The sequence below is a fragment of the Streptomyces sp. NPDC037288 genome (assembly GCF_055603265.1).
The window spans coordinates 1-21,956 of sequence record NZ_JBVJVY010000034.1; the positions used below are offsets into that span (position 1 = coordinate 1).

Genomic DNA, 21,956 nt, shown 5'->3' on the forward strand with positions numbered 1-21,956 from the left:
GGCATCCTCACCGACACGATCGGACTCATCCTCGCCGTGACCGTCACCGCCGCGAGCCTGTCCGAGAACGCCGTCGGAATACGTCTTCTTGACCAAGCCAAGAAGACGTATCCAACCCTTGCCAAGAGCTGGGTCGACACCGGCTTCAAGAACGCCGTCATCGAGCACGGTGCACGTCTCGGAATCGACGTTGAAGTTGTCAACAGAAACCCCAGAGTCCGCGGCTTTCACGTTGTCAAAAAGCGCTGGGTAGTCGAGCGAAGCCTGGGCTGGCTTATGTTGCACCGGCGCCTTTCTCGCGATTACGAGACCCTTCCCACCAGCTCCGAGGCCATGATCCATATCGCCTCGATCGACAACCTCACCAAGCGCATAACGGACGAGACGACACCAACCTGGCGAGGGACTTACTAGAACAGAAAGGGCAATTCGCCTAGATCAAATGCCCTCTCAGGCCTGCTTGGCCGTGGCCCACTCGTGCTGGGCCGCCACGTCCGCCTTCACCTCGGCCAGCTGGACGGCGACCGCGCTCGGGGCCGTGCCGCCCCGGCCGTCGCGGGAGGCCAGGGCACCCGGGACGTTCAGGACGGTCCGCACCTCCGGAGTGAGGTGGGCGGAGATCTTCGCGAACTGTTCGTCCGTGAGGTCGTCCAGTTCCTTGCCCTCGGCCTCGGCGACCTTCACGCACTCGCCGGCGACCTCGTGCGCCACGCGGAACGGCACACCCTGCTTGACCAGCCACTCGGCGATGTCGGTCGCGAGCGAGAAGCCGGCCGGGGCCAGCTCCTCCATGCGCTCACGGTGGACGGTGAGGGTGGCGATCATGCCGGTGAAGGCGGGGAGCAGCACCTCCAGCTGGTCGCAGGAGTCGAAGACCGGCTCCTTGTCCTCCTGGAGGTCGCGGTTGTAGGCGAGCGGCAGGGCCTTCAGGGTCGCCATCAGCCCCGTCAGGTTGCCGATCAGGCGGCCGGACTTGCCGCGCGCCAGCTCGGCGATGTCCGGGTTCTTCTTCTGCGGCATGATCGACGAGCCCGTGGAGAACGCGTCGTGCAGGGTCACGAAGGAGAACTCCTTCGTGTTCCAGATGATGATCTCCTCGGCGATCCGGGAGAGGTTGACGCCGATCATCGCGGTGATGAAGACGAACTCGGCGACGAAGTCACGGGAGGCCGTGCCGTCGATGGAGTTGCCGACGCTGCCGCGTTCGAAACCGAGGTCCCGGGCGACCGCCTCCGGGTCCAGGCCCAGGGAGGAGCCGGCGAGGGCGCCGGAGCCGTACGGGGAGACCGCCGTACGGTCGTCCCACTGGCGCAGCCGCTCAGCGTCCCGCGACAGGGACTGGACGTGGGCGAGGACGTGGTGGGCGAAGAGGACCGGCTGGGCGTGCTGCAGGTGCGTGCGGCCGGGCATCGCGACGTCCGGGTGGGCCTCGGCGAGGCCGATCAGCGCGTCCTGGAGGTCGGCGATCAGGCCGCCGATCGTACGGGCGTGATCCCTGAGGTACATCCGGAAGAGGGTCGCCACCTGGTCGTTCCTCGACCGGCCGGCGCGGAGCTTGCCGCCGAGGTCCGGGCCGAGGCGCTCCAGCAGGCCGCGCTCCAGGGCGGTGTGCACGTCCTCGTCGGCGATGGTGCCCACGAAGGCGCCGGACGCGACGTCCGCCTGGAGCCGGTCGAGCCCGGCGATCATCCGGGTCAGCTCGTCCTCGGTGAGCAGCCCCGCCCTGTGCAGCACGCGCGCGTGGGCACGCGAGCCGGCGATGTCGTACGGCGCGAGCCGCCAGTCGAAGTGGACGGAGGCGGACAGCTTCGCCAGGGCCTCGGCGGGACCGTCGGCGAAACGGGCGCCCCAGAGCCGTACGTCACCGCTGTTGCTGCTCACTTGCGCTGCTCCTAGAGAGAGTGGTGGATGTGCGGACAGTGCGCACCGTACTCACGCGAGGTCCCGCCTGGCGGCGATCTTCGACGACAGGCTGTAGATGTCGATGAAGCCCTTGGCGGCGGCCTGGTCGAAGGTGTCGCCGGTGTCGTAGGTGGCGAGGTCGAAGTCGTACAGGGACGACTCGGAGCGGCGGCCGGTGACGACCGCGCGACCGCCGTGCAGGGTCATCCGGATGTCGCCGGAGACATGCCGGCTGGCCTCGTCGATGAAGCCGTCGAGGGCGCGCTTGAGGGGGGAGAACCACTGGCCGTCGTAGACCAGTTCGCCCCAGCGCTGCTCGACCTGCCGCTTGTAGCGGGCGAGTTCGCGCTCGACGGTGACGTTCTCCAGCTCCTGGTGGGCGGTGATCAGGGCGATCGCGCCCGGGGCCTCGTACACCTCGCGGGACTTGATGCCGACGAGGCGGTCCTCGACCATGTCGATCCGGCCGATGCCCTGGGCGCCGGCGCGCTCGTTGAGCTGCTGGACGGCCTGCAGGGCGGTGACCGGCCTGCCGTCGACGGCGACCGGGACGCCCGCCTCGAAGGTGATGACCACCTCGTCGGGTTCGCGGGGCGTCGCCGGGTCGGCCGTGTACTCGTAGATGTCCTCGATCGGGGCGTTCCAGATGTCCTCCAGGAAGCCCGTCTCGACCGCGCGTCCGAAGACGTTCTGGTCGATGGAGTACGGGGACTTCTTGGTGGTGGCGATCGGGAGCTGCTTGGCCTCGCCGAAGGCGATCGCCTTGTCCCTGGTCATCGCGTAGTCGCGGACCGGGGCGATGCACTTCAGGCCGGGGGCGAGGGCGACGATGCCGGCCTCGAAACGGACCTGGTCGTTGCCCTTGCCGGTGCAGCCGTGGGCGACGGTCGTGGCGCCGTGCTTCTTCGCGGCGGCGACCAGGTGCTTGACGATCGCGGGCCGGGAGAGGGCGGAGACCAGCGGGTAGCGGTCCATGTAGAGGGCGTTGGCCTTGATCGCCGGGAGGCAGTACTCGTCGGCGAACTCGTCCTTGGCGTCGGCGACCTCGGCCTCGACCGCACCGCAGGCGAGGGCGCGCTTGCGGATGACGTCCAGGTCCTCGCCGCCCTGGCCGACGTCCACCGCGACGGCGATGACCTCGGCGCCCGTCTCCTCGGCGATCCAGCCGATGGCGACGGAGGTGTCCAGACCGCCCGAATAGGCGAGTACGACGCGCTCGGTCACGGGTTTCTCCTCACACTGCACTTACTGTCATGCATGAGTATGCAGAGGTCTGCATGATTCGTCAATTCTCGCGTGGCGATCGCCGGCGGGCGCTGCCGCCGTGGCGTTCTCCGGCGCGGTGATCGCGGTGGCGGGCCTCTCCATGAATTCCTCAGACAAGCGAAGGGGTTGCGTCGATAATCGTTAGACATGGGAAAGACCTATGAGCGCATCGACGGCAGGCTCCGGACCTTCATCGAGGAGCAACCCCTCTTCTTCACCGCGACCGCCCCCCTGTCCGGCGACGGCACGGTCAACCTCTCCCCCAAAGGCCTCAAGGGGTCCTTCGCCGTCATCGACGAACTGACCGTGGCCTACCTGGACTTCGCCGGGTCCAACGCGGAGACCGTCGCGCACCTCAGGGAGAACGGCCGGATCACCCTGATGTGGTGCGCCTTCCAGGGCCCGCCGAACATCGTGCGCGTGCACGGCCGGGGCGAACCCGTCTTCCGGGACGACCCGCGCTTCAAGCAGCTGCTCGCCCGCTTCCCCGACATCGACCCGACCCGGCACGGACTGCGCGCGATCATCGTCGTACACGCGGACCTGGTCCGGGACACCTGCGGGTACGCCGTCCCCTACATGGCGTACGAGAGCGACCGCGACCTGCACGGGAAGCGTTTCGCACGGGAGGACGACGCCTCGCTGGGCGCGTACTTCGAGAAGAAGGAGCATGTCGCGACGAGCCTGGACGGACTACCCGGGCTGCCGTTGCCGCTTCCGCCATCTACCGTCTGAGCCATGCGCCCCGGTGTCGTGCTGGCCCTCGTGTCCGCGTCCTCGCTCGCCCTGCTCGGCTCCGCCCCGGGTACGGGGTCCGAGCCGCTGCCCGCACGGATGACGGACACCGGCGGCGGCAGCCAGCTGATCACCGCGCAGGCGGACAGTGCCGGCTCCACCTCGGGCACGCTCACCTGGTGGGACCTGAAGGACGGGCAGTGGGTGCAGACCGGTACGGCACCGGCGCGGTTCGGAGCGAACGGGCTCGTCGACGGCGGCTCGCGGGTACAGGGCACGGACACCACGCCGACCGGGCTGTACGACCTTCCGTTCGGCTTCGGGATCAAGGCGGCGCCGAGCGGGACGAGCGTCGAGTACCGGCCGGTGAAGGAGAGTTCGTGGTGGTGCCAGGACAATGACTCGGCGTCGTACAACCGGTGGGTGGACCCGCTGCCGGGCGACTGCCGGGCGTCCGAGTCGGAGCACCTGATCTCCTATACGACGCAGTACGCGTACGGGCTCGTCATCGGGTTCAACTACGCCCAGCCGGTGCGGGGGCGCGGCGCCGGCATCTTCCTGCATGTCAACGGGCTGGGGGCCACGGCTGGTTGTGTGTCGGTACCGGCGGACGCCATGGAGCGGATTCTGCGGTGGGTGGAGCCTGGGAAGCGGGCGCACATGGCCATCGGGACCGTCGACGGGATCACGGCTCTCACCCAGTACTGACTCCGCCGTGCGCCCGCGCGGCGCAGCCGCGTGTCGGCACAGCCCCGCGCCCCTCCTCAGGTCGGCAAGCGCACCCTGAACGTCGTGGAGCCCGGTTCGCTCTCCAGGTCCACGCTGCCCCCGTGCGCCTCCGCCACCGCCGTCACGATCGACAGACCCAGGCCGGCACCGCCGCCGGGGGCGTCGGCTCGGCGGCGGTGTTCCGCTCGGGTGAAGCGTTCGAAGACGTCGGGCTGGATGCCCTCGGGGACGCCGGGGCCGTCGTCGTGGACGGAGAGGAGGGCCGAGTCGGTGGCGGTCTCCAGGGTGACCGTGACCTTGGTGCCCACGGGCGTGTGCAAACGCGCGTTGGCCAACAGGTTGGCCAACACCTGGTGGAGTCGGTGGGCGTCTCCCGGCACCGTCACCGGTTCCTCCGGGAGGTCCAGGGTCCAGCGGTGGTCGGGGCCGGTGGCGCGGGCGTCCGTGACCGCGTCCAGCACGAGGTGGGTCAGATCCACCGGGCCGCGCTCCAGCGGGCGGCCCGCGTCGAGGCGGGCCAGCAGGAGCAGGTCGTCGACCATCTCGCCCATGCGGGCGGACTCGGCCGTGATGCGCCGCAGGGCGCGGGTCACCTCCGGTGGTACCGGGCCCGGATGGAGGAGGGCCAGTTCCGCGTGCCCGCGGACCGAGGCGACCGGGGTACGCAGCTCGTGGCTGGCGTCGGCGGCGAAGCGGCGCAGCCGCTCCTCGCTCGCGTGCCGCTTGGTCAGCGCGTCCTCGACATGGCCGAGCATGCGGTTGAAGGCCCCGGCGACCCGGCCGACCTCGCTGTCCGGATCGGTGTCCGGAGCCCGCGCCGGCAGCGCCACCTCGCCGCTGGCCAGCGGAAGCTCACTGACCCGGGTGGCGGTGGCGGCGACCCGGCTGAGCGGGCGCAGGGACCAGCGGACCCAGAGGGCGCCGGCCACGCCGGTCACCACGAGCGCGAGGCCGAAGACGACCCCGGCGACCAGTTCCAGGCGGTGCACCGTGGCCTGGACCGGCTCCAGCGGCAGGCCGACGATCAGCACGTCCCCGTCCCGGCCGGCGGAGGCGACGACCCGGTAGTCGTCCAGGGCGGAGAGCTCGACGGTGTGGGGCCGGCCGTCGACCGGTACCCGGGCCAGGCGCGCGCTGTCCTGTGCCGTCAGGCCGACGCCCAGGTCGGCGGACGGGTCGCCGCCCCGGATGAGGCCCTTGTTGGTGACCGTGCCGTTCAGCAGGCGCGCGCCGAAGGTGCCGGTCGCCATCCGGCGGGTGTCGCCGTGCTCGTCCCCGTCGTGGTCGTCCGGCAGTCTGCCGTTGTGTTCCAGACTCTCCGGGAACCGGGTGCCGACCTGGGCGAGCTGCTCGTCCAGGCGCTGGGTGAGGAAGCCGTTCAGCTCGACGACCGCCGCCAGGCCCACGGCCGCGCAGCTCACCGCCAGCAGCACCACCAGGCCGAAGGTCAGCCGGGCGCGCAGGGTGCGCAGGCGGGGCAGGCGCAGGCGCCGTACGGGCCTCACTTGGTCACCGGCTTCAGGACGTAGCCCGCTCCGCGCACCGTGTGGATCATGGGCTCGCGGCCCGCGTCGACCTTCTTGCGCAGGTAGGAGATGTACAGCTCCACGACATGGGCGCGGCCGCCGAAGTCGTACGACCACACCCGGTCGAGTATCTGCGCCTTGCTCAGCACACGGCGCGGGTTGCGCATGAGGAAGCGGAGGAGTTCGAACTCCGTGGGTGAGAGTTCGACCAGTTCGCCGGCCCGGGTGACCTCGCGGGCCTCCTCGTCCATCACCAGGTCGCCCACGATCAGCCGCGGCCCCTCTTCCTGCTGCCGGGCCATGCCCGCCCGGCGCAGCAGACCGCGCAGCCGGGCGACGACCTCCTCCAGGCTGAAGGGCTTGGTGACGTAGTCGTCGCCGCCCGCGGTGATGCCGGCGATGCGGTCCTCGACCGCGTCCCGTGCCGTGAGGAAGAGGACACAGACGTCCGGCTTCACCTCGTGCAGGCGGCGCAGCACGGCGAAGCCGTCGGTGTCGGGGAGCATCACGTCCAGGACGACGGCGTCGGGCAGCAGCTCGCGCGCGGCGGTCAGGGCCGAGGCGCCGTCGCCGGCCGCGCGCACCTCCCAGCCCTCGTAGCGCAGGGCGCCGGTGAGCACCTCGGCGAGGTCGGGGTCGTCGTCGACGACGAGGACGCGCAGTGGGGTGCCGTCGGGTCGGGTGAGGGCCGGGCGGCCGGAACGGGTGGTGTTCATCGCGCTTACCAGCATCACCCAGACGGACGGGTGGGACGAACCGCCCGCCCTCTGAGTTCTCTCTGAGTGCGGGCGGCCGTCCGCGGGACGCGGCCTGCGGAAACCCTCTGAGTCCGCTCTCGAAGCCCCTGGTCACAGGCTCGCTCAGAGGTGGCTCAGAGCTTCGCCCCGCACAGTGGCCCGGTACGCCGGACCAGCCCGGTACGACGGCCGAAGGGACAGCGACCGATGACCACCGTGGATGCGCGGCAGGCGGCCCCGCCCGTGCCCGTGACCGCACGGCACTCCCCCGCGGGGCCCGTGCTGGCCGTGCTGTGGGCCGGGGCGGCGGCCGTGGCCGCGCTCTGGTGGGCGGACACCGGGTCGGTGGTCGGCACGGCCGGCTGGCTGACCGGCGCCGGGCGGATCGCCGGGCTGCTGTGCGGGTACGCCTGCGCGGTGCTCGTCGGCCTGATGGCCCGGGTGCCGCTGCTGGAGACGCGGATCGGTTCGGACCGGGTGGCGCGCTGGCACGCGATGGCCGGCCGGTACACGGTCTGCCTGCTCGTCGCGCACATCGTGCTGATCCTCGCCGGGTACGCGGCCCAGGACCGGGCCTCGCTGTGGCACGAGACGGTGACCGTCGTCCTGGACTACCCGGACATGCTCAAGGCCACCGCCGGCACGGTGATCCTCTTCGCGGTCGGCGTCACCTCGGCCCGGGCGGTGCGCCGCCGTGTCAGTCACGAGCTCTGGTACTACGTCCATCTGCTGACGTACGCGGCCGTCTTCCTCGCCTTCTTCCACCAGCTGACGCTGGGGGACGAGTTCAACGGCAAGCCGGCCGCGACCGCACTCTGGTACGCGCTGTACCTGGGGGTCGCGGCCCTGGTGCTGTGGTTCCGGATCCTCGTCCCGGTCCGGCTCAACCGGCGCCATCAGCTGTGTGTGGACTCGGTGCACAAGGAGGCACCGGGTGTGTACTCGGTCGTCGTACGCGGGCGGCATCTCGACGAACTCGGCGCGCGGCCGGGGCAGTTCTTCCGCTGGCGGTTCCTCGGCGAGGGCCTGGCCTGGACGTCGACGCCGTACTCGCTGTCGGCTCCGCCGCGCCCGGATCGCCTGCGCATCACCGTCAAGGCGCTCGGCGACCACAGCGCGGCCGTCGCCCTGCTGCGGCCCGGCACCCGGGTGTGGGCGGAGGGCCCGTACGGCGCGATGACCGCCGACCGCGCGGCCGGCCACCGCTCCCTGCTGATCGCGGCCGGCGTCGGCGTCACCCCGCTGCGTGCGCTGTTCGAGACGCTGCCCGGCGAGGTCACCCTGCTCTACCGGGCGCGCGGGGTCGAGGACCTGGCGCTCGGCGGCGAACTGGAGGCGCTCGCCCGCTGGCGCGGCGGACAGGTGCTGTACGCGCTGAACGGCCCGCAGGGCGAACGCCCGCACATCACGGCGGAGTCGCTGCGCGCGACCTTCCCGGGCCTGGCCGCCCACGACGTCTACGTCTGCGGTCCGCACGGCTTCGCCCGGGACGTGTACGAGGCGCTGCGCGCGGCCGGGGTCCCGGACCGCCGTATCCACCACGAGTCGTTCGAACTGTGAGGCATCCGACGTGCACGCACTCAAGAAGAACCGTCCTTTGCGCCGGATCGTGCTGGCGAGTGCCGCGACCGTCTCCGGGATGGTGCTCCTGCTGTCACTGAAACCGCACACGAGTCCCACGGTGGTGACGGCGAGCACCAAGGCCCCTGTCTCAGCGGATGCCGGCACAGCGACCAGGACCGTCACCGGGAACACCGTCCAGACCCGCTGGGGACCGGTCCAGGTGCGGGCGACGATCAAGGGCGGCAGGCTCACGGACGTGACGGCCGTGCGGTACCCGCAGGACAACCCCCGCGACCAGGAGATCAACAGCTACGCGCTCCCGCAGCTGCGGCGTGAGGCGCTGGCCGCGCAGAGCGCGGACATCGACATGGTGTCGGGCGCCACGTACACCAGCACCGGCTACCGGCGGTCCCTCCAGTCCGCGCTGGACTCGGCGGGACTGTGAGGCGGGGCCTCTGAACACCCAGCGCATGCGGCACGTATCTCTGGGCCAAGGGCCAAGTCCCCACGGAGGAACCGTGACCACCACCCTCGCAGGCGGACGTGCCGCCCGCCGACAGACGATGCGCCGCATCCGCCCGCGCCGCTCCCCGGCCGTCCCGCTGCTGCTCGCCGTCTGGGCGGGCGCGGCGGCCGTGCTGTGGCTCTGGTGGCACAACACACCGTCCGTTGCCGACGACAACAGCAGGATCCTCAACGCGGGCCGGATCACCGGCCTGTTGGCCGGCTATCTGATGGCGCTGGTCGTGCTGCAGATGGCACGCGTGCCGGCACTGGAACGGCGGGTCGGCTCCGACCGGGTGGCCCGCTGGCACGCGATGAGCGGCCGATACACGCTCTGCCTGATCGTGGCGCACGTGTTCCTCACCATGTGGGGCTACGCGCTGCAGGCGGGCAAGTCGCTCGGCGACATCGTGCAGCAGACCATCGACTCCATCAACCAGCTGCCGGACATGGGCAAGGCGGCCATCGGCACCGGTCTGTTCGTCCTCATCGGGCTGTCGTCGATCGGCGTGGTCCGCCGCCGGATGCCGTACGACACCTGGTACCACGTCCACCTGCTGACGTACGCGGCGGTGTTCCTGACGTTCTGGCACCAGATCACCACCGGCAACGACTTCGCGGTCGAGCCCGCCGCCAAGACCTTCTGGTACGGGCTGTACGGCACCGTCACCGCGCTGGTGCTGTGGTACAGAATCCTCACCCCGATCCGGCTGAACCTCAAGCACCGGATGCGGGTCGAGGCGGTCATCGAGGAGACGCCGGGCATCGTGTCGGTGCTGATCGGCGGGCGGAGGCTGCACCGGATGGGCGCGGAGGCGGGGCAGTTCTTCCGCTGGCGCTTCCTGGCCCCCGGGATGCGCTTCAGCTCGCACCCGTACTCGCTGTCGGCGGCCCCTCGCCCGGACATGCTGCGGATCACGGTGAAGGCGATCGGCGACCACAGCGCCCGGCTGCGCGAGCTGACGCCCGGCACCCGGGTGTGGGCGGAGGGCCCGTACGGCGCGATGACCGCGCAGCGCCGCAGCCGGGGCAAGGTGCTGCTGGTCGCGGGCGGGGTCGGTATCACGCCGATGCGGGCGCTGTTCGAGACACTGCCGGGCGCGGCCGGTGACATCACCCTGCTCTACCGGGCCAACAGCACCCAGGACCTGGCGCTGTGGGACGAGCTGGCGAAGATCGCCGACGAGCGGGGCGCCCGGCTGATGTACGCGGTGAACAGCCCGGAGGGCGAGCGCCCGGACATCTCCGCGGAGAACCTCCAGCGGAAGATCCCGGACATCGACCACCACGACGTGTTCATGTGCGGCCCGGCCGGGTTCGCGCAGTCGGTGTACGAGGCGCTGCGCGGCGCGGGGGTCCCCGCCCGCCGCATCCACCACGAGTCGTTCGAGATGTGAGCAGGAGCTGCGAAGCGATGAGGAAGAGCCACCCGATCCGGCGGGTCGTCCTGGCCACGGCCGCCACCGTGTCCGGTGTCGTACTGCTGCTGGCGCTGAAGCCGGCGTCCGACCCGGCCTCGGCGTCGGCGGTGGGCGCGGCGCCGTCACCGGGCGCGGGGGCGCAGCAGTCACCGCAGGGCGGCACCGAGGGCGGCGCGCAGGCCTCCACCGGCTCCGGCACGGTGACCGGCGACGCGGCGCAGACGCAGTACGGGACCGTGCAGGTACGGCTGACCGTCGCCGGCGGCAAGGTCACCAGGGCCGAGGCGGTACAGGCGCCCAAGGGCGGACTCAGCGACCAGAAGACCGCCATGGCCGTACCTAAGCTCAACCAGGAGGCCGTCGCGGCACAGAGCGCGCGGATCGACTCGGTGTCGGGGGCGACGTACACGAGCACGGGATACAAGAAGTCGCTGCAGTCCGCGCTGGACAAGGTGAAGTCGGCGCCCGCGTCGAACGCCGGGTCCCCGGGGGCCGCGCAGGCGCGCACCGTCACCGGGAAGGTCGCGCAGACCCAGTACGGTCCCGTCCAGGTGCGCGTCACCGTCGCCGGCGGCAAGGTCACCAGGGCCGAGGCGGTACAGGCGCCCAAGGGCGGACTCAGCGACCAGAAGACCGCCATGGCCGTACCCAAGCTCAACCAGGAGGCCGTCGCGGCCGGGAACGCGCACATCGACGCCGTCTCCGGCGCCACCTACACCAGCACCGGCTACCAACAGTCGCTGCAGTCCGCGCTGGACCAGGCCGGTGGCTGACACGGTGGCCGAGCCGGCCGGGACTCCCGCCGCGGTGCGTCATGCGGAGGAGGTCATGGGGACCGTCTTCTCCTTCGACGTCCGCGGCGGGGAACCGCGTGCGGTACGCGAGGCGCTGGCCGAAGCGGTGGCCGGACTGCGCCGGGCGGACGCGGTCTTCAGCACCTACCGGGAGGACAGCGACATCTCGCGGCTGGCCCGGGGTGAGCTGACCGTGGCGGAGTGTGCGCCGGAGGTGGCCGAGGTGCTGGACCTCGCCGCCGAGGCGGAACGCGCGAGCCAGGGCTGGTTCAGCCCCCGGTACCGGGGCGTGCCGGATCCCACCGGGATCGTCAAGGGCTGGGCGGCGGAGCGGGCCGCGCGGCTGCTGGCACAGGTGGCCGGGGTACACGGGGTCAGCGTGAACGGGGGCGGGGACGTGCAGATGCTGGGCTCGCCGGAGCCGCAGCGGCCGTGGCGTGTGGGCGTGGCGGACCCGTTGCGCCCGGGCGGGCTGGCCGCGGTGATCTCGACTGCGGGAGCGGACGAACTGTCGGTGGCGACGTCCGGCACGGCCGAGCGGGGCGCGCACATCGTGGACCCGCGCACGGGCCGGCCTGCGGTCACGGACCTGGTGTCGGTGACGGTGGTGGGTCCGCGGCTGACCTGGGTGGACTGCTGGGCGACGGCGGCGTTCGCGATGGGGTCGCGGGCGGGCCTGGGGTGGCTGGAGTCGCTGCCCGATGTGGAGGCCCTGCTGATCACGGCCGGGGACGAGGTGCGGTGCACCGGGGGGCTGGCCGCACGACTGGGTTGAAAAATATACTTTTTCCCGAAATCAGCCATCCCACTTCCTCCCTGACACGTATCCCATGTGCAGCAATTTTTCGGGAGGAACGCAATGGCTATCTTCAGCAGTCTCATGCCCGCCAAGCGCGGCGGCCACGACGACGACACGTCGCGGCACGACTCTTCCGGGCACGGACACCGTCACGACCACGATCACGGCCACAACCACGATCACGGCCACAACCACAACCACGGCAACGGCCACAACCACGGCAACGGCCACGGGCACGGCGGTTACTGATCGCGCACCGGGGCTGAGCGGACCGGAGCCCCAAGGGCCCGGTCCGCTTCGCCGATCCCCGAGGAACGCATCCCATGGCGCATCTGCTGCGGCGTTTGCTGGCGGTGGGCGAGGGCTCCGACGCCGTCGTCGCGGCAGCGCCCACCGTCTCGCCGCGTGAGGTGTTCCGGCGGTTCTGGCCGTACACGCGCGGGGGCCGCCGATGGCTCGTGCCCCTGCTCCTGTTCAGCCTGTTCGGCCCGGCCGTCGACGCCGCGGAGATCTGGCTGTTCAAGTCCGTCGTGGACGGTGTGCTCGTCCCCCGCGACCTGCGGCCGCTGGAGTGGATCGCGCCCGCCTATCTGGGGCTCATCCTCTGCTCCGGGGTGCTGGGGTTCGCCGACGACGTGACGTCCACCTGGGTCGGCGAGCGCTTCCTGCTCTCGCTGCGCTCGGCGGTGTTCCGGCACGTCCAGGGCCTGTCGCTCGGCTTCTTCGAGCGCCGGCGGCTCGGGGACGTGCTGTCGCGTGTGACGGGGGACGTCGACGCGGTCGAGACGTTCCTGCTCTCGGGGGTGGCGGACGCCCTGTACTACGTCATCTGTCTGGGCGTCTATCTGGGTCTGCTGTTCTACCTGGGGTGGGACCTGACCCTGCTCGCCCTCGCCGTCGTACCGCTGTTCTGGCTCGCCGCCCGGCACTTCTCACGGCTGGTCAGGACGGCGTCGCGGGAGCGCAGGCGCCGCAGCGGCTCGCTCAGCGCGGTCGCCGAGGAGGCGCTCGGCAACGTCGCCCTGGTGCAGGCGTACAACCGGCAGGGCTGGGAGGCGCGCCGGTTCGACCGGGAGAGCGCGGGCAGGTTCCGGGCGGCGATGGCCTCGGCACGGATCCGGGCCGTCTACGGACCCATCGTCGAGATCATCGAGGTGACCGGCGGGCTCGCGGTGATGGGGCTCGGCACCTGGAAGCTGGCCCAGGGGCAGCTCACGCTGGGCGGACTGCTGGTCTTCCTGGCGCTGATCGGCAAGCTCTACGGCCCCGTACACGGCCTGTCCGGGCTCGGCACCAGCTTCTACTCCGCCTCCGCCGCGGCAGAACGGATCATCGAGTTGCTGGACCAGCAACCGCAGGTGACCGAGCCGCCGGCCGCCCGTCGGATCGGCCGGGCGCGGGGCGACGTGTGCTTCGACGGCGTCTGGTTCCGCTATCCCGGCACCTCCTCGTGGGCACTGGCGGACGCCTCCTTCCAGGTGGCGCCCGGCGAGACCCTGGCGCTGGTGGGGGCGAGCGGAGCCGGCAAGTCCACGGTCGCCAAGCTCCAGTTGCGCTTCTACGACCCCGACCGGGGCGCGGTCCTGCTCGACGGAGTCGATCTGCGGGAGCTGAGCCCGGCCGCCGTACGGGAGAACGTCGCGGTGGTGCTCCAGGAGACGCTCGTCTTCCACGGCACCGTGCGGGAGAACATCGCCTACGGCCGGCCCGGCGCGAGCGAGGCGGACATCGTCGCGGCGGCGCGTGCCGCCGACGCCCACGAGTTCATCGAGCGGCTCCCGGAGGGCTACGGCACGCTGGTCGGCCAGCGCGGCCGGACGCTGTCCGGCGGGCAGTGCCAGCGCCTCGCGATCGCCCGCGCGATGATCAGGGACGCGCCCGTGCTGCTGCTGGACGAGCCGACCACGGGGCTCGACGCGCGGTCCGGCCGGCGGATCATGGACCCGCTGCGCCGGCTCATGGCCGGGCGGACCACCGTCGTCATCTCCCACAACCTGCTGACCGTCCGCGACGCCACGCGGATCGTGGTGCTCGACCACGGCCGGGTCGTGGAGCACGGCGCCCATGCCGATCTGCTCCGCGTCGAGGGGACGTACGCCCGGCTGCACCGGCTCAGTGCGGGAGCGGTGCCGTCATGAGCGGCCCCGGGCCCCTCGCACCGGGCACCAGGCCGGCGCCGGGATACGAGATCCTGGCGCAGCTGGCGCGCACCGGCTGGCAGGACGTCTACGACGCCTGGAGCACGGAGCGTGCCTGCCGCTGTGTGCTCAAGGCCGTGCGGCCGGACCGGCGGGGTGAGACGCAGCTCGGCGAGCGGCTGCTGCGGGAGGGCCGGTGGCTGCGGGAGTTCAGCCACCCCCATCTGGTCCGGGGCTACGACGTCTTCGCGTCGCCGGAGCCGCTCGTCGTCCTGGAGACACTGACCGGTGAGACGCTGTCCCACCTCGTGCACCGGTTGCGGCGCCGGCCGGGCGCGGCGGACGTGGCGCTGCTGGGGGTGCAGCTGTGTTCCGCGATCCACTATCTGCACGGCAGGGGCCTGCTGCACCTGGACCTCAAGCCGGCCAACGTGGTGGTGGAGCGCGGTCATGCCAAGGTGCTGGACCTGAGCGTCGCACGGCCGCCCGGACCGGCGCCGGCCGGCGTGGGTACCTGCTGCTATCTGGCTCCGGAGCAGGCCCGCGGTGGTCCGCTCACGGCCGCCGCCGACGTGTGGGGCATCGGCGTCACGCTGTTCGAGGTCGCGTGCGGTCAGGTGCCGTTCGACCACGGCGAGACCGGCCCCGGGGGCAGGGCAGAGGCGTCCGGGGGCAGGGCAGAGACGGACGACGGCGTCACCGGCGGCCAGGACCACCGGTATCCGCAGACGGAGGGGGCCGCTCCGCCGATCGCCTCCCGGCGGCGGCTGCCGCCCGCCCTCGCCGCCGCCGTCGACGCCTGCCTGCGGCCCGACCCGGCGTCCCGGCCCACGGTCGCCGAACTCACCGCGGCCCTGGAGGCGGCCCTGCCCGGGCCGCAGCGCCGCTGAGCCGAACGGCCCGTGTCACACCTCGGGGGTCACCACCTTGCCCTTCTGCAGGTGGGCCGTGGCCAGGACGGTGCCGTCGGGGGAGGTCAGGCGGGCGCCGGAGACGGCCGACAGGTTGCCGGGAGCGCCGACGCCCCAGTCGCCGCGTCCGCCGCGGACCGGGAAGTCCCCGACGCGGAACAGGGTGCCGTCGGTGTGCTCGAGGAGGCAGTTGACGGTGCCGGTGTAGGGGCCGCCGGTGCCGGAGAGATCGACGGACACGAAGAGCCAGGAAGGGGTGCCGGCGTGGGCGTAGACCTCGCCGACGGGCTGGCCGCTGTCACCGGTCGAGACCATGTCGCCGACCAGGACGGGTTCGGACTCGGTGGCGGGCGCGGTCGCCGTGACCTCCTGGACGGCGGTGCCGGCCGCCCAGCCGGCGAACCCGACGGCGAGCGCCAGCGTGGTGGCGACCGCCGCGAGCCGCAGCCTGGCCCGGCGGGCCCGGCCACGGAAACTCCGGGGTGTACGGCCGAACGCGCGCGCGGGTCCGCGCCCCTCCTGCGCCGTCGCCTGCTGGGCCAGCCTGCGCGCCACCCGGGCCTCGAAACCGGGGGGCGGGTCGCTGTCCGGCAGCAGGCCGATCAGCCGGTCGCCGACCAGGGTCAGCTGCCGGACGTACTCCCGGCAGTCCGCGCACCTGTCCAGATGGGCGACCGCCTCGGCCCGCTCGCTGCCGCACAGCACGCTCAGCGCGAGCTCGGCGCCGATCTCCCGCAGCTTGACGCAGGTCGGGTCACTGGACATGGTCGCCTCGCTGCGGAGACGCGAGGGTGGTGCGCAGTTTCGCCATCGCGGCCCTGACCCGCGTCTTGGCGGTGCCCAGCGGGATCCCCTCCCGCTCGGCGATCTGCTGGGCCGTCAGCCCGTAGATACCCGCCATCACCAGAGCCCGGGCCTGCTCCCGGGGCAGCTGCGCCAGGGCGGCCCGCAGCCGGGAGGAGGCCTCGTCGGCCAGGGCCCACCGCTCGGGGGTCTCGGTGACGACGTCGAGGAGGGCGTCGAGGTCCTCGGACGCCATCGGCTCGGTCCGCTGTGCGCGGACGGCGTCGACGGCCAGGTTGTGCGCGATGGTCGTCAGCCAGGTGGCGACCGAGCCGCGGCGCGAGTCGTAGATCTGGGCATGCCGCCAGGCCCGCTCGAACGTCAACTGGGCGACGTCCTCAGCGAGTTGCTGATCACGGGTGACCGCCATGGCGACTCCGAAGACCCGGTGCTGGAACCTCCGTACGAACGTGTCCGCGAGTTCCGGATCACCGGTGGCCAGCCCGGACAGCAGAGCCTCGTCCGGGAGGCGGCTCACGGGGAACCGGAATCCCGACACACCTCTGTATACGGTCGAGGGCCGCCACGGGATTGCCCGCCCACCCGCCCGCCCGCCGCGGAAGATCACGTTTCCATTCTGCGCCGACCGGCGGGCCGACGCATGCGGGATCAGTGACCGTTCTGCGCCAGCCGCAGCAGATGGTCCGCCAGGGCCTGCCCTCCGGTGGGGTCCCGGCTGATCAGCAGCAGCGTGTCGTCGCCGGCGATCGTGCCCAGGATGTCCTGCAGCTCCGCCTGGTCGATGGCCGAGGCCAGGAACTGGGCCGCACCCGGCGGGGTGCGCAGGACCACGAGGTTGGCGGAGGCCTCCGCGGAGATCAGCAGCTCCTGGGACAGGCGCCGCATCCGCTCCTCCTTCGCCGACCCCCCGAGCGGCGCGCGCGGCGTGCGGAAACCGCCCTCGCTCGGCACCGCGTAGATCAGCTCGCCGTCGGTGTTGCGGATCTTCACCGCGTTCAGCTCGTCGAGGTCGCGGGAGAGCGTCGCCTGGGTGACGCTCAGCCCGTCGTCGGCGAGCAGCTTGGCCAGCTGGCTCTGTGAGCGCACCGGCTGCCGGTTGAGGATGTCCACGATCCGGCGGTGCCGCGCGGTGCGGGTCTGCGGCACTGCGGGTCCGGCACCCGCCGCCTGCTCGTGGTCCTGCGCTGGCCTCATCGTCGTCCTATTCTCCGGATCGTCCGTCCCCATCCACTGGGTTCGCTGCGTCGAGGACTGCGGGCAGTGCCTGGAGGAAGGCACCCACCTCGGCGTCGGAGATGTTCAGCGGCGGCATGAGCCGTACGACGTCGGGGGCGGGCGCGTTCACCAGGAACCCGGCCTCCTGGGCCGCCTGCTGCACCTGCTGCGCGCGCGGCCCGGTGAGCACGATACCCAGGAGCAGCCCGGCACCCCGCACATAATCGATCAACGGGTTGCCCAGTCCCTCGATTCCCTCGCGCAGCTTCTCGCTCTGCCGCTTGACGTTCTCCAGCAGTCCTTCGTTCGCGATGGTGTCGAGGACGGCGAGTCCGGCGGCGCAGGCGACCGGGTTGCCGCCGAACGTGGTGCCGTGGTGGCCGGGGTGGAGCAGTTCGGCGGCCCGGCCGAAGGCCACGGTGGCGCCGAGCGGGAGTCCGCCGCCGAGCTGCTTGGCGAGAGTGACGACATCGGGCAGCACGCCCTCGTGGGCCTGGTACTCGAACCAGGTGCCGGTACGGCCGACGCCGGTCTGCACCTCGTCCAGGACCAGCAGGGCGCCGGTGGCGGCGGTGATGGCACGGGCGGCCTTCAGATAGCCGGCCGGCGGCACGACGACCCCGTTCTCGCCCTGGATCGGCTCGATGACGACCAGCGCCGTCTCCTCGGTGACCGCGGCGGCGAGCGCCTGGGCGTCGCCGTAGGGCACGTGGGTGACGTCGCCGGGCAGCGGCCGGAAGGGGTCCTGCTTGGCGGGCTGGCCGGTGAGCGCGAGGGCGCCCATCGTACGGCCGTGGAAGCCGCCGGTGGTGGCGACCATGTGGGTGCGCCCGGTGAGCCGGCCGATCTTGAAGGCGGCCTCGTTCGCCTCGGCGCCGGAGTTGCAGAAGAAGACCCGGCCCTCCCGGCCGAAGAGCTGCAGCAGCCGCTCGGCGAGGGCGACGGTGGGCTCGGCCATGAAGAAGTTGGAGATGTGGCCGAGCTGCCCGATCTGCTTGCTGACGGCCTCGACGATCGCCGGGTGCGCGTGGCCGAGGGCGTTGGTGGCGATGCCCCCGACGAAGTCGTGGTACTCCCGGCCCTCGGCGTCCCACACCTTCACGCCCTCCCCGCGCACGAGGGGCAGGCGCGGGGTGCCGTAGTTGTTCATGAGCGCGCCCTGCCAGCGCTCGGTCAGCTCCTGGTTGCTCATGACGGTTCCCCCTCGGCCTCGTCCGGCACGACCATCGTGCCGATGCCTTCGTCGGTGAAGATCTCCAGCAGGATCGAGTGCTGGACCCGGCCGTCGATGACGCGGGCGGTGTTGACGCCGTTGCGCACGGCGTGCAGGCAGCCCTCCATCTTCGGCACCATGCCGGAGCTCAGGTCCGGCAGGAGTTTCTCCAGTTGGGAAGCGGTGAGGCGGCTGATCACCTCGTCGGAGTCCGGCCAGTCCTCGTAGAGGCCCTCGACGTCGGTGAGGACCATGAGGGTTTCGGCGCCCAGTGCCGCAGCGAGTGCCGCAGCCGCCGTATCAGCATTGACGTTGTAGACATGTCCGTCGTCCTGACTGCGGGCGATGGAGGAGACGACCGGGATGCGGCCGTCGGCGAGCAGTGCCTCGATGGCGCCCGTGTCGATCGCGGTGATCTCGCCGACCCGGCCGATGTCGACCAGTTCGCCGTCGATCTCGGGCTGGTGCTTGGTGGCGGTGATGGTGTGCGCGTCCTCACCGGTCAGGCCGACGGCGAGGGGCCCGTGCTGGTTGAGCAGGCCGACGAGTTCGCGCTGCACCTGCCCGGCGAGCACCATCCGTACGACGTCCATGGCGTCCTCGGTGGTGACGCGCAGGCCGGCCTTGAACTCGCTGACGATGCCGTGCCTGTCGAGGGCGGCGCTGATCTGCGGGCCGCCGCCGTGGACGACGACCGGCTTGAGGCCGGCGTGCCGCAGGAAGACGACGTCCTGGGCGAAGGCGGCCTTCAGCTCCTCGTTCACCATGGCGTTGCCGCCGAACTTGATGACGACGACCTTGCCGTGGTGCCGGGTCAGCCAGGGGAGGGCCTCGATGAGGATCTGGGCCTTGGGCAGGGCCGTGTGTTTCCGCTTCGTGGTCATGAGGAGTAGGCGCTGTTCTCGTGGACGTAGTCGGCGGTGAGGTCGTTGGTCCAGATGGTCGCGGTCTCGGTGCCGGCGGCCAGGTCGGCGACGATGTGCACCTCGCGGTAGCGCATGTCCACCAGCTCGCGGTCCTCGCCGACGCTGCCGTTCTTGCACACCCACACGCCGTTGATGGCGACGTTGAGCTGGTCCGGTTCGAAGGCGGCGCTCGTGGTGCCGATCGCGGAGAGCACGCGGCCCCAGTTGGGGTCCTCGCCGTGGATCGCGCACTTGAGGAGGTTGTTGCGGGCGATGGATCGGCCCACTTCGACGGCGTCCGCCTCGCTGGCCGCGTTGATCACCTCGACCTTGATGTCCTTGCTGGCGCCCTCGGCGTCGCCGATGAGCTGCCGGCCGAGGTCGTCGCAGACCTGCCGTACGGCGTCGGCGAACTCGGCGTACTCGGGGGTGATGCCGGAGGCGCCGGAGGAGAGGAGCAGCACGGTGTCGTTGGTGGACATGCAGCCGTCGGAGTCGACCCGGTCGAAGGTCACCTTGGTGGCGGCGCGCAGGGCGCTGTCCAGCGTCCCGTTGTCGAGGTCCGCGTCGGTGGTGAGGACGACCAGCATGGTGGCGAGGCCGGGGGCGAGCATGCCGGCACCCTTGGCCATGCCGCCGACGGTCCAGCCGTCCTTGCCGACGACCGAGGTCTTGTGGACGGTGTCGGTGGTCTTGATGGCGATGGCGGCCTTCTCGCCGCCGTGCTCGGACAGCTGCGCGGCGGCCGTCTCGACACCGGGCAGGAGCTTGTCCATGGGGAGCAGGACGCCGATGAGACCGGTGGAGCAGACGGCGACCTCGACGGCGCCCCGGCCGAGCACCTCGGCGGCCTTCTCGGCGGTGGCGTGGGTGTCCTGGAAGCCCTTGGGGCCCGTACAGGCGTTGGCACCGCCCGAGTTGAGGACGACCGCCGACACCTGGCCGCTCTTCAGGACCTGCTCGGACCACAGCACCGGCGCGGCCTTCACACGGTTGGAGGTGAAGACGCCCGCGGCGGCACGGCGCGGCCCGTTGTTGACCACGAGGGCCAGGTCGGGGTTGCCGTTCTCCTTGATCCCGGCGGCGATGCCCGCCGCCGTGAATCCCTTGGCTGCCGTGACGCTCACGGTGCGACTCCGATCGTGGAAAGCCCGGTGGTCTCGTCGAGACCCAGGGCGATGTTCATGCTCTGGACGGCACCGCCCGCGGTGCCCTTGGTCAGGTTGTCGATGGCGCTGATCGCGATGATGCGGCCCACGGACTCGTCGTACGCGACCTGCACCTGAACGGCGTTGGAACCGTGGACGGACGCCGTGGCGGGCCACTGCCCCCCGGGGAGCAGATGGACGAAGGGCTCGTCGGCGTAGGCCTTCTCGTACGCGGCCCGGACGGAGTCGGCCGTGACGCCCGCGGCTGCGGACGCGCTGCACGTGGCGAGGATCCCGCGCGGCATCGGTGCCAGGGTCGGCGTGAAGGAGACCGCGACCCGCTCCCCCGCCACCCCGCTGAGGTTCTGGATCATCTCGGGGGTGTGCCGGTGGCCACCGCCGACGCCGTACGGCGACATGGAGCCCATGACCTCGCTGCCGAGCAGATGCGGCTTGGGCGCCTTGCCCGCGCCGGAGGTGCCGGACGCGGCGACGATCACCGCCTCGGGTCCGGCGAGTCCGGCGGCGTAGGCCGGGAACAGGGCCAGGGAGACGGCGGTGGGGTAGCAACCGGGCACCGCGATGCGCTTGGACCCCTCCAGCGCGGCGCGGGCACCCGGAAGTTCGGGAAGGCCGTAGGGCCAGGTGCCGGCGTGCTCGGAACCGTAGAAGGTCTCCCAGTCGGCCGGGTCCTTCAGCCGGAAGTCGGCGCCCATGTCGACCACGAGGACGTCCGGGCCGAGCTGCTCGGCGACGGCGGCGGACTGTCCGTGCGGCAGCGCGAGGAAGACCACATCGTGCCCGGCGAGCACCTCGGCCGTGGTCGGGGCGAGCACGCGGTCGGCCAGCGGCAGCAGATGCGGCTGGAGCGCGCCGAGCCGCTGGCCGGCGTTGGAGTTCCCGGTCAGGGCACCGATCTCGACCTCGGGGTGCGCGAGGAGCAGGCGCAGGAGCTCTCCGCCCGCGTATCCGCTCGCTCCGGCCACCGCCGCACGTACCGCCATGTCCATCCTCCTCGTGATGGCATGACTATACGTAGGGCTGCAGCTTTATGCAATCGACTATGCACCCACCAGGCACCGGCTAGGCGACCGCCTTCGGGAGCATCACCCAGCGCGAGACGACGAAGGTGACCGGGATCGCCGCCGCGGAGGCGAGCAGCGGGGCGAAACGGCTGCCGGCGTGCAGGACGTCGACGATCACATACACGCCGGCCGTGGTGATGAGGAAGTTGGTCACATTGGTCAGCGGGAACAACAGGAACTTCCGCCAGGTCGGCCGCGTCCGGTAGGTGAAGCGCGCGTTCAGGAAAAAGGATCCGACCATGCTGAGCGCAAAAGCGAGAACATGCGCGGCCAGATAGGGCAGCCACATGAGAAACATCAGGTAGAGACAGTAATAAGCGGCGGTGTTGATCACACCGACCATGGCGAAGGAGAGGATCTGTCGCTTCAAGGAATGAGGTCTTTCGTCCGGTCCACGGTGGTCGCCTTCACCAGGAAGTGCGGACGACCCTTCACCTCGTGGTAGACGCGGCCGGTGTACTCCCCGATCACTCCCAGCATGACCATTTGCACACCCGCCAGGGCGGTGACGGCGGTGATGATGGTCACAGCCGGGGGCCTGGACCCCGTGGAAGTCACCGG

The 21,956-nt window shown here is 71.4% G+C and carries 23 protein-coding genes and 1 pseudogene; 11 read left to right on the top strand and 13 right to left on the bottom strand.

Annotated features, from left to right (window positions below; all coding sequences use genetic code 11):
- On the top strand, positions 1-414 hold a 414-nt coding region (locus ACZ7GZ_RS30505), incomplete at its 5' end, for a transposase (RefSeq protein WP_471029063.1).
- A 36-nt stretch (positions 415-450) separates the two neighbouring features.
- Here ACZ7GZ_RS30505 and argH read toward each other — a convergent pair.
- A complete protein-coding gene (gene argH, locus ACZ7GZ_RS30510; protein ID WP_471029064.1) occupies positions 451-1,881 on the bottom strand; it encodes an argininosuccinate lyase in 1,431 nt (476 codons plus the stop codon).
- 51 nt (positions 1,882-1,932) lie between these two features.
- The gene (locus tag ACZ7GZ_RS30515; RefSeq protein ID WP_471029066.1) at positions 1,933-3,126 is read right to left on the bottom strand and encodes an argininosuccinate synthase; all 1,194 of its coding nucleotides are present in this window, start codon (positions 3,124-3,126) and stop codon (positions 1,933-1,935) included.
- A 189-nt stretch (positions 3,127-3,315) separates the two neighbouring features.
- Between ACZ7GZ_RS30515 and ACZ7GZ_RS30520 the strand changes: the two genes are divergently transcribed.
- Positions 3,316-3,903, top strand: a complete 588-nt coding sequence (locus ACZ7GZ_RS30520) for a pyridoxamine 5'-phosphate oxidase family protein (RefSeq protein ID WP_471029067.1) — start codon at positions 3,316-3,318, stop codon at positions 3,901-3,903.
- A 3-nt stretch (positions 3,904-3,906) separates the two neighbouring features.
- A complete protein-coding gene (locus tag ACZ7GZ_RS30525; protein WP_471029068.1) occupies positions 3,907-4,611 on the top strand; it encodes a L,D-transpeptidase family protein in 705 nt (234 codons plus the stop codon).
- 56 nt (positions 4,612-4,667) lie between these two features.
- On the opposite strand, the gene ACZ7GZ_RS30530 is transcribed toward ACZ7GZ_RS30525, so the two are convergent.
- On the bottom strand, positions 4,668-6,137 hold the full coding sequence (locus ACZ7GZ_RS30530) for a sensor histidine kinase (protein ID WP_471029070.1): 1,470 nt from the start codon (positions 6,135-6,137) through the stop codon (positions 4,668-4,670).
- The gene (locus tag ACZ7GZ_RS30535) at positions 6,134-6,874 is read right to left on the bottom strand and encodes a response regulator transcription factor (RefSeq protein WP_471029071.1); all 741 of its coding nucleotides are present in this window, start codon (positions 6,872-6,874) and stop codon (positions 6,134-6,136) included. Before ACZ7GZ_RS30535 ends, ACZ7GZ_RS30530 begins: the two co-directional genes overlap by 4 nt.
- A 228-nt stretch (positions 6,875-7,102) precedes the next feature.
- Here ACZ7GZ_RS30535 and ACZ7GZ_RS30540 point away from each other — a divergent pair, with 228 nt between their 5' ends.
- From ACZ7GZ_RS30540 to ACZ7GZ_RS30575, 8 genes are all read left to right on the top strand, one after another.
- On the top strand, positions 7,103-8,455 hold the full coding sequence (locus ACZ7GZ_RS30540; RefSeq protein ID WP_471029073.1) for a ferredoxin reductase family protein: 1,353 nt from the start codon (positions 7,103-7,105) through the stop codon (positions 8,453-8,455).
- A gap of 10 nt (positions 8,456-8,465) precedes the next feature.
- Complete coding sequence (locus tag ACZ7GZ_RS30545) at positions 8,466-8,903, top strand: FMN-binding protein (protein WP_471029075.1); 438 nt, start codon at positions 8,466-8,468, stop codon at positions 8,901-8,903.
- Between the two features lie 73 nt (positions 8,904-8,976).
- A complete protein-coding gene (locus tag ACZ7GZ_RS30550; RefSeq protein WP_471029077.1) occupies positions 8,977-10,359 on the top strand; it encodes a ferredoxin reductase family protein in 1,383 nt (460 codons plus the stop codon).
- Between the two features lie 17 nt (positions 10,360-10,376).
- Complete coding sequence (locus ACZ7GZ_RS30555; RefSeq protein ID WP_471029078.1) at positions 10,377-11,156, top strand: FMN-binding protein; 780 nt, start codon at positions 10,377-10,379, stop codon at positions 11,154-11,156.
- Complete coding sequence (locus ACZ7GZ_RS30560; protein WP_471029080.1) at positions 11,149-11,952, top strand: FAD:protein FMN transferase; 804 nt, start codon at positions 11,149-11,151, stop codon at positions 11,950-11,952. The genes ACZ7GZ_RS30555 and ACZ7GZ_RS30560 overlap by 8 nt, the downstream gene beginning before the upstream one ends.
- A gap of 84 nt (positions 11,953-12,036) precedes the next feature.
- Positions 12,037-12,225, top strand: coding sequence for a hypothetical protein (locus ACZ7GZ_RS30565; protein WP_471029081.1), 189 nt, complete (start codon positions 12,037-12,039; stop codon positions 12,223-12,225).
- Between the two features lie 74 nt (positions 12,226-12,299).
- Positions 12,300-14,114, top strand: coding sequence for an ABC transporter ATP-binding protein (locus ACZ7GZ_RS30570; protein WP_471029082.1), 1,815 nt, complete (start codon positions 12,300-12,302; stop codon positions 14,112-14,114).
- Positions 14,111-15,004: a serine/threonine-protein kinase gene (locus ACZ7GZ_RS30575; RefSeq protein WP_471029085.1), complete on the top strand. Its 894-nt coding sequence runs from the start codon at positions 14,111-14,113 to the stop codon at positions 15,002-15,004. The genes ACZ7GZ_RS30570 and ACZ7GZ_RS30575 overlap by 4 nt, the downstream gene beginning before the upstream one ends.
- Positions 15,005-15,019: 15 nt before the next feature.
- Here the strand turns inward: ACZ7GZ_RS30575 and ACZ7GZ_RS30580 are convergent, their stop codons facing one another.
- From ACZ7GZ_RS30580 to ACZ7GZ_RS30620, 9 genes and pseudogenes are all read right to left on the bottom strand, one after another.
- Positions 15,020-15,790, bottom strand: a complete 771-nt coding sequence (locus ACZ7GZ_RS30580) for a hypothetical protein (protein WP_471029086.1) — start codon at positions 15,788-15,790, stop codon at positions 15,020-15,022.
- Complete coding sequence (locus tag ACZ7GZ_RS30585; RefSeq protein ID WP_471029088.1) at positions 15,780-16,367, bottom strand: RNA polymerase sigma factor; 588 nt, start codon at positions 16,365-16,367, stop codon at positions 15,780-15,782. The genes ACZ7GZ_RS30580 and ACZ7GZ_RS30585 overlap by 11 nt, the downstream gene beginning before the upstream one ends.
- Positions 16,368-16,477: 110 nt before the next feature.
- On the bottom strand, positions 16,478-17,023 hold the full coding sequence (locus ACZ7GZ_RS30590; RefSeq protein ID WP_471029089.1) for an arginine repressor: 546 nt from the start codon (positions 17,021-17,023) through the stop codon (positions 16,478-16,480).
- A 7-nt stretch (positions 17,024-17,030) separates the two neighbouring features.
- Positions 17,031-18,236 (bottom strand): acetylornithine transaminase, encoded by a 1,206-nt coding sequence (locus ACZ7GZ_RS30595; RefSeq protein WP_471029091.1) that lies wholly within the window; start codon positions 18,234-18,236, stop codon positions 17,031-17,033.
- Positions 18,233-19,141 (bottom strand): acetylglutamate kinase, encoded by a 909-nt coding sequence (argB, locus tag ACZ7GZ_RS30600; RefSeq protein WP_471029093.1) that lies wholly within the window; start codon positions 19,139-19,141, stop codon positions 18,233-18,235. Before argB ends, ACZ7GZ_RS30595 begins: the two co-directional genes overlap by 4 nt.
- Positions 19,138-20,289 carry a bifunctional glutamate N-acetyltransferase/amino-acid acetyltransferase ArgJ gene (argJ, locus tag ACZ7GZ_RS30605; RefSeq protein ID WP_471029095.1) on the bottom strand — a complete coding sequence of 384 codons (1,152 nt, stop codon included), beginning with the start codon at positions 20,287-20,289 and terminating at the stop codon, positions 19,138-19,140. The genes argB and argJ overlap by 4 nt, the downstream gene beginning before the upstream one ends.
- The gene (gene argC, locus ACZ7GZ_RS30610; RefSeq protein ID WP_471029097.1) at positions 20,286-21,314 is read right to left on the bottom strand and encodes an N-acetyl-gamma-glutamyl-phosphate reductase; all 1,029 of its coding nucleotides are present in this window, start codon (positions 21,312-21,314) and stop codon (positions 20,286-20,288) included. The genes argJ and argC overlap by 4 nt, the downstream gene beginning before the upstream one ends.
- 79 nt (positions 21,315-21,393) lie before the next feature.
- Positions 21,394-21,738 (bottom strand): GtrA family protein, encoded by a 345-nt coding sequence (locus ACZ7GZ_RS30615; protein ID WP_471029193.1) that lies wholly within the window; start codon positions 21,736-21,738, stop codon positions 21,394-21,396.
- Between the two features lie 23 nt (positions 21,739-21,761).
- A pseudogene (locus tag ACZ7GZ_RS30620) lies at positions 21,762-21,942 on the bottom strand (glycosyltransferase); the annotation flags it as partial.
- Positions 21,943-21,956: the final 14 nt, after the last annotated feature.

Coding starts and splice junctions, on each gene's coding strand:
- ACZ7GZ_RS30520 (WP_471029067.1), top strand. CDS start 3,316: ATGGGAAAGACCTATGAGCGCATCGACGGCAGGCTCCGGACCTTCATC.
- ACZ7GZ_RS30525 (WP_471029068.1), top strand. CDS start 3,907: ATGCGCCCCGGTGTCGTGCTGGCCCTCGTGTCCGCGTCCTCGCTCGCC.
- ACZ7GZ_RS30535 (WP_471029071.1), bottom strand. CDS start 6,874: ATGAACACCACCCGTTCCGGCCGCCCGGCCCTCACCCGACCCGACGGC.
- ACZ7GZ_RS30540 (WP_471029073.1), top strand. CDS start 7,103: ATGACCACCGTGGATGCGCGGCAGGCGGCCCCGCCCGTGCCCGTGACC.
- ACZ7GZ_RS30555 (WP_471029078.1), top strand. CDS start 10,377: ATGAGGAAGAGCCACCCGATCCGGCGGGTCGTCCTGGCCACGGCCGCC.
- ACZ7GZ_RS30565 (WP_471029081.1), top strand. CDS start 12,037: ATGGCTATCTTCAGCAGTCTCATGCCCGCCAAGCGCGGCGGCCACGAC.
- ACZ7GZ_RS30570 (WP_471029082.1), top strand. CDS start 12,300: ATGGCGCATCTGCTGCGGCGTTTGCTGGCGGTGGGCGAGGGCTCCGAC.
- ACZ7GZ_RS30575 (WP_471029085.1), top strand. CDS start 14,111: ATGAGCGGCCCCGGGCCCCTCGCACCGGGCACCAGGCCGGCGCCGGGA.
- ACZ7GZ_RS30580 (WP_471029086.1), bottom strand. CDS start 15,790: ATGTCCAGTGACCCGACCTGCGTCAAGCTGCGGGAGATCGGCGCCGAG.
- ACZ7GZ_RS30590 (WP_471029089.1), bottom strand. CDS start 17,023: ATGAGGCCAGCGCAGGACCACGAGCAGGCGGCGGGTGCCGGACCCGCA.
- ACZ7GZ_RS30595 (WP_471029091.1), bottom strand. CDS start 18,236: ATGAGCAACCAGGAGCTGACCGAGCGCTGGCAGGGCGCGCTCATGAAC.
- argB (WP_471029093.1), bottom strand. CDS start 19,141: ATGACCACGAAGCGGAAACACACGGCCCTGCCCAAGGCCCAGATCCTC.
- argC (WP_471029097.1), bottom strand. CDS start 21,314: ATGGCGGTACGTGCGGCGGTGGCCGGAGCGAGCGGATACGCGGGCGGA.
- ACZ7GZ_RS30615 (WP_471029193.1), bottom strand. CDS start 21,738: ATGGTCGGTGTGATCAACACCGCCGCTTATTACTGTCTCTACCTGATG.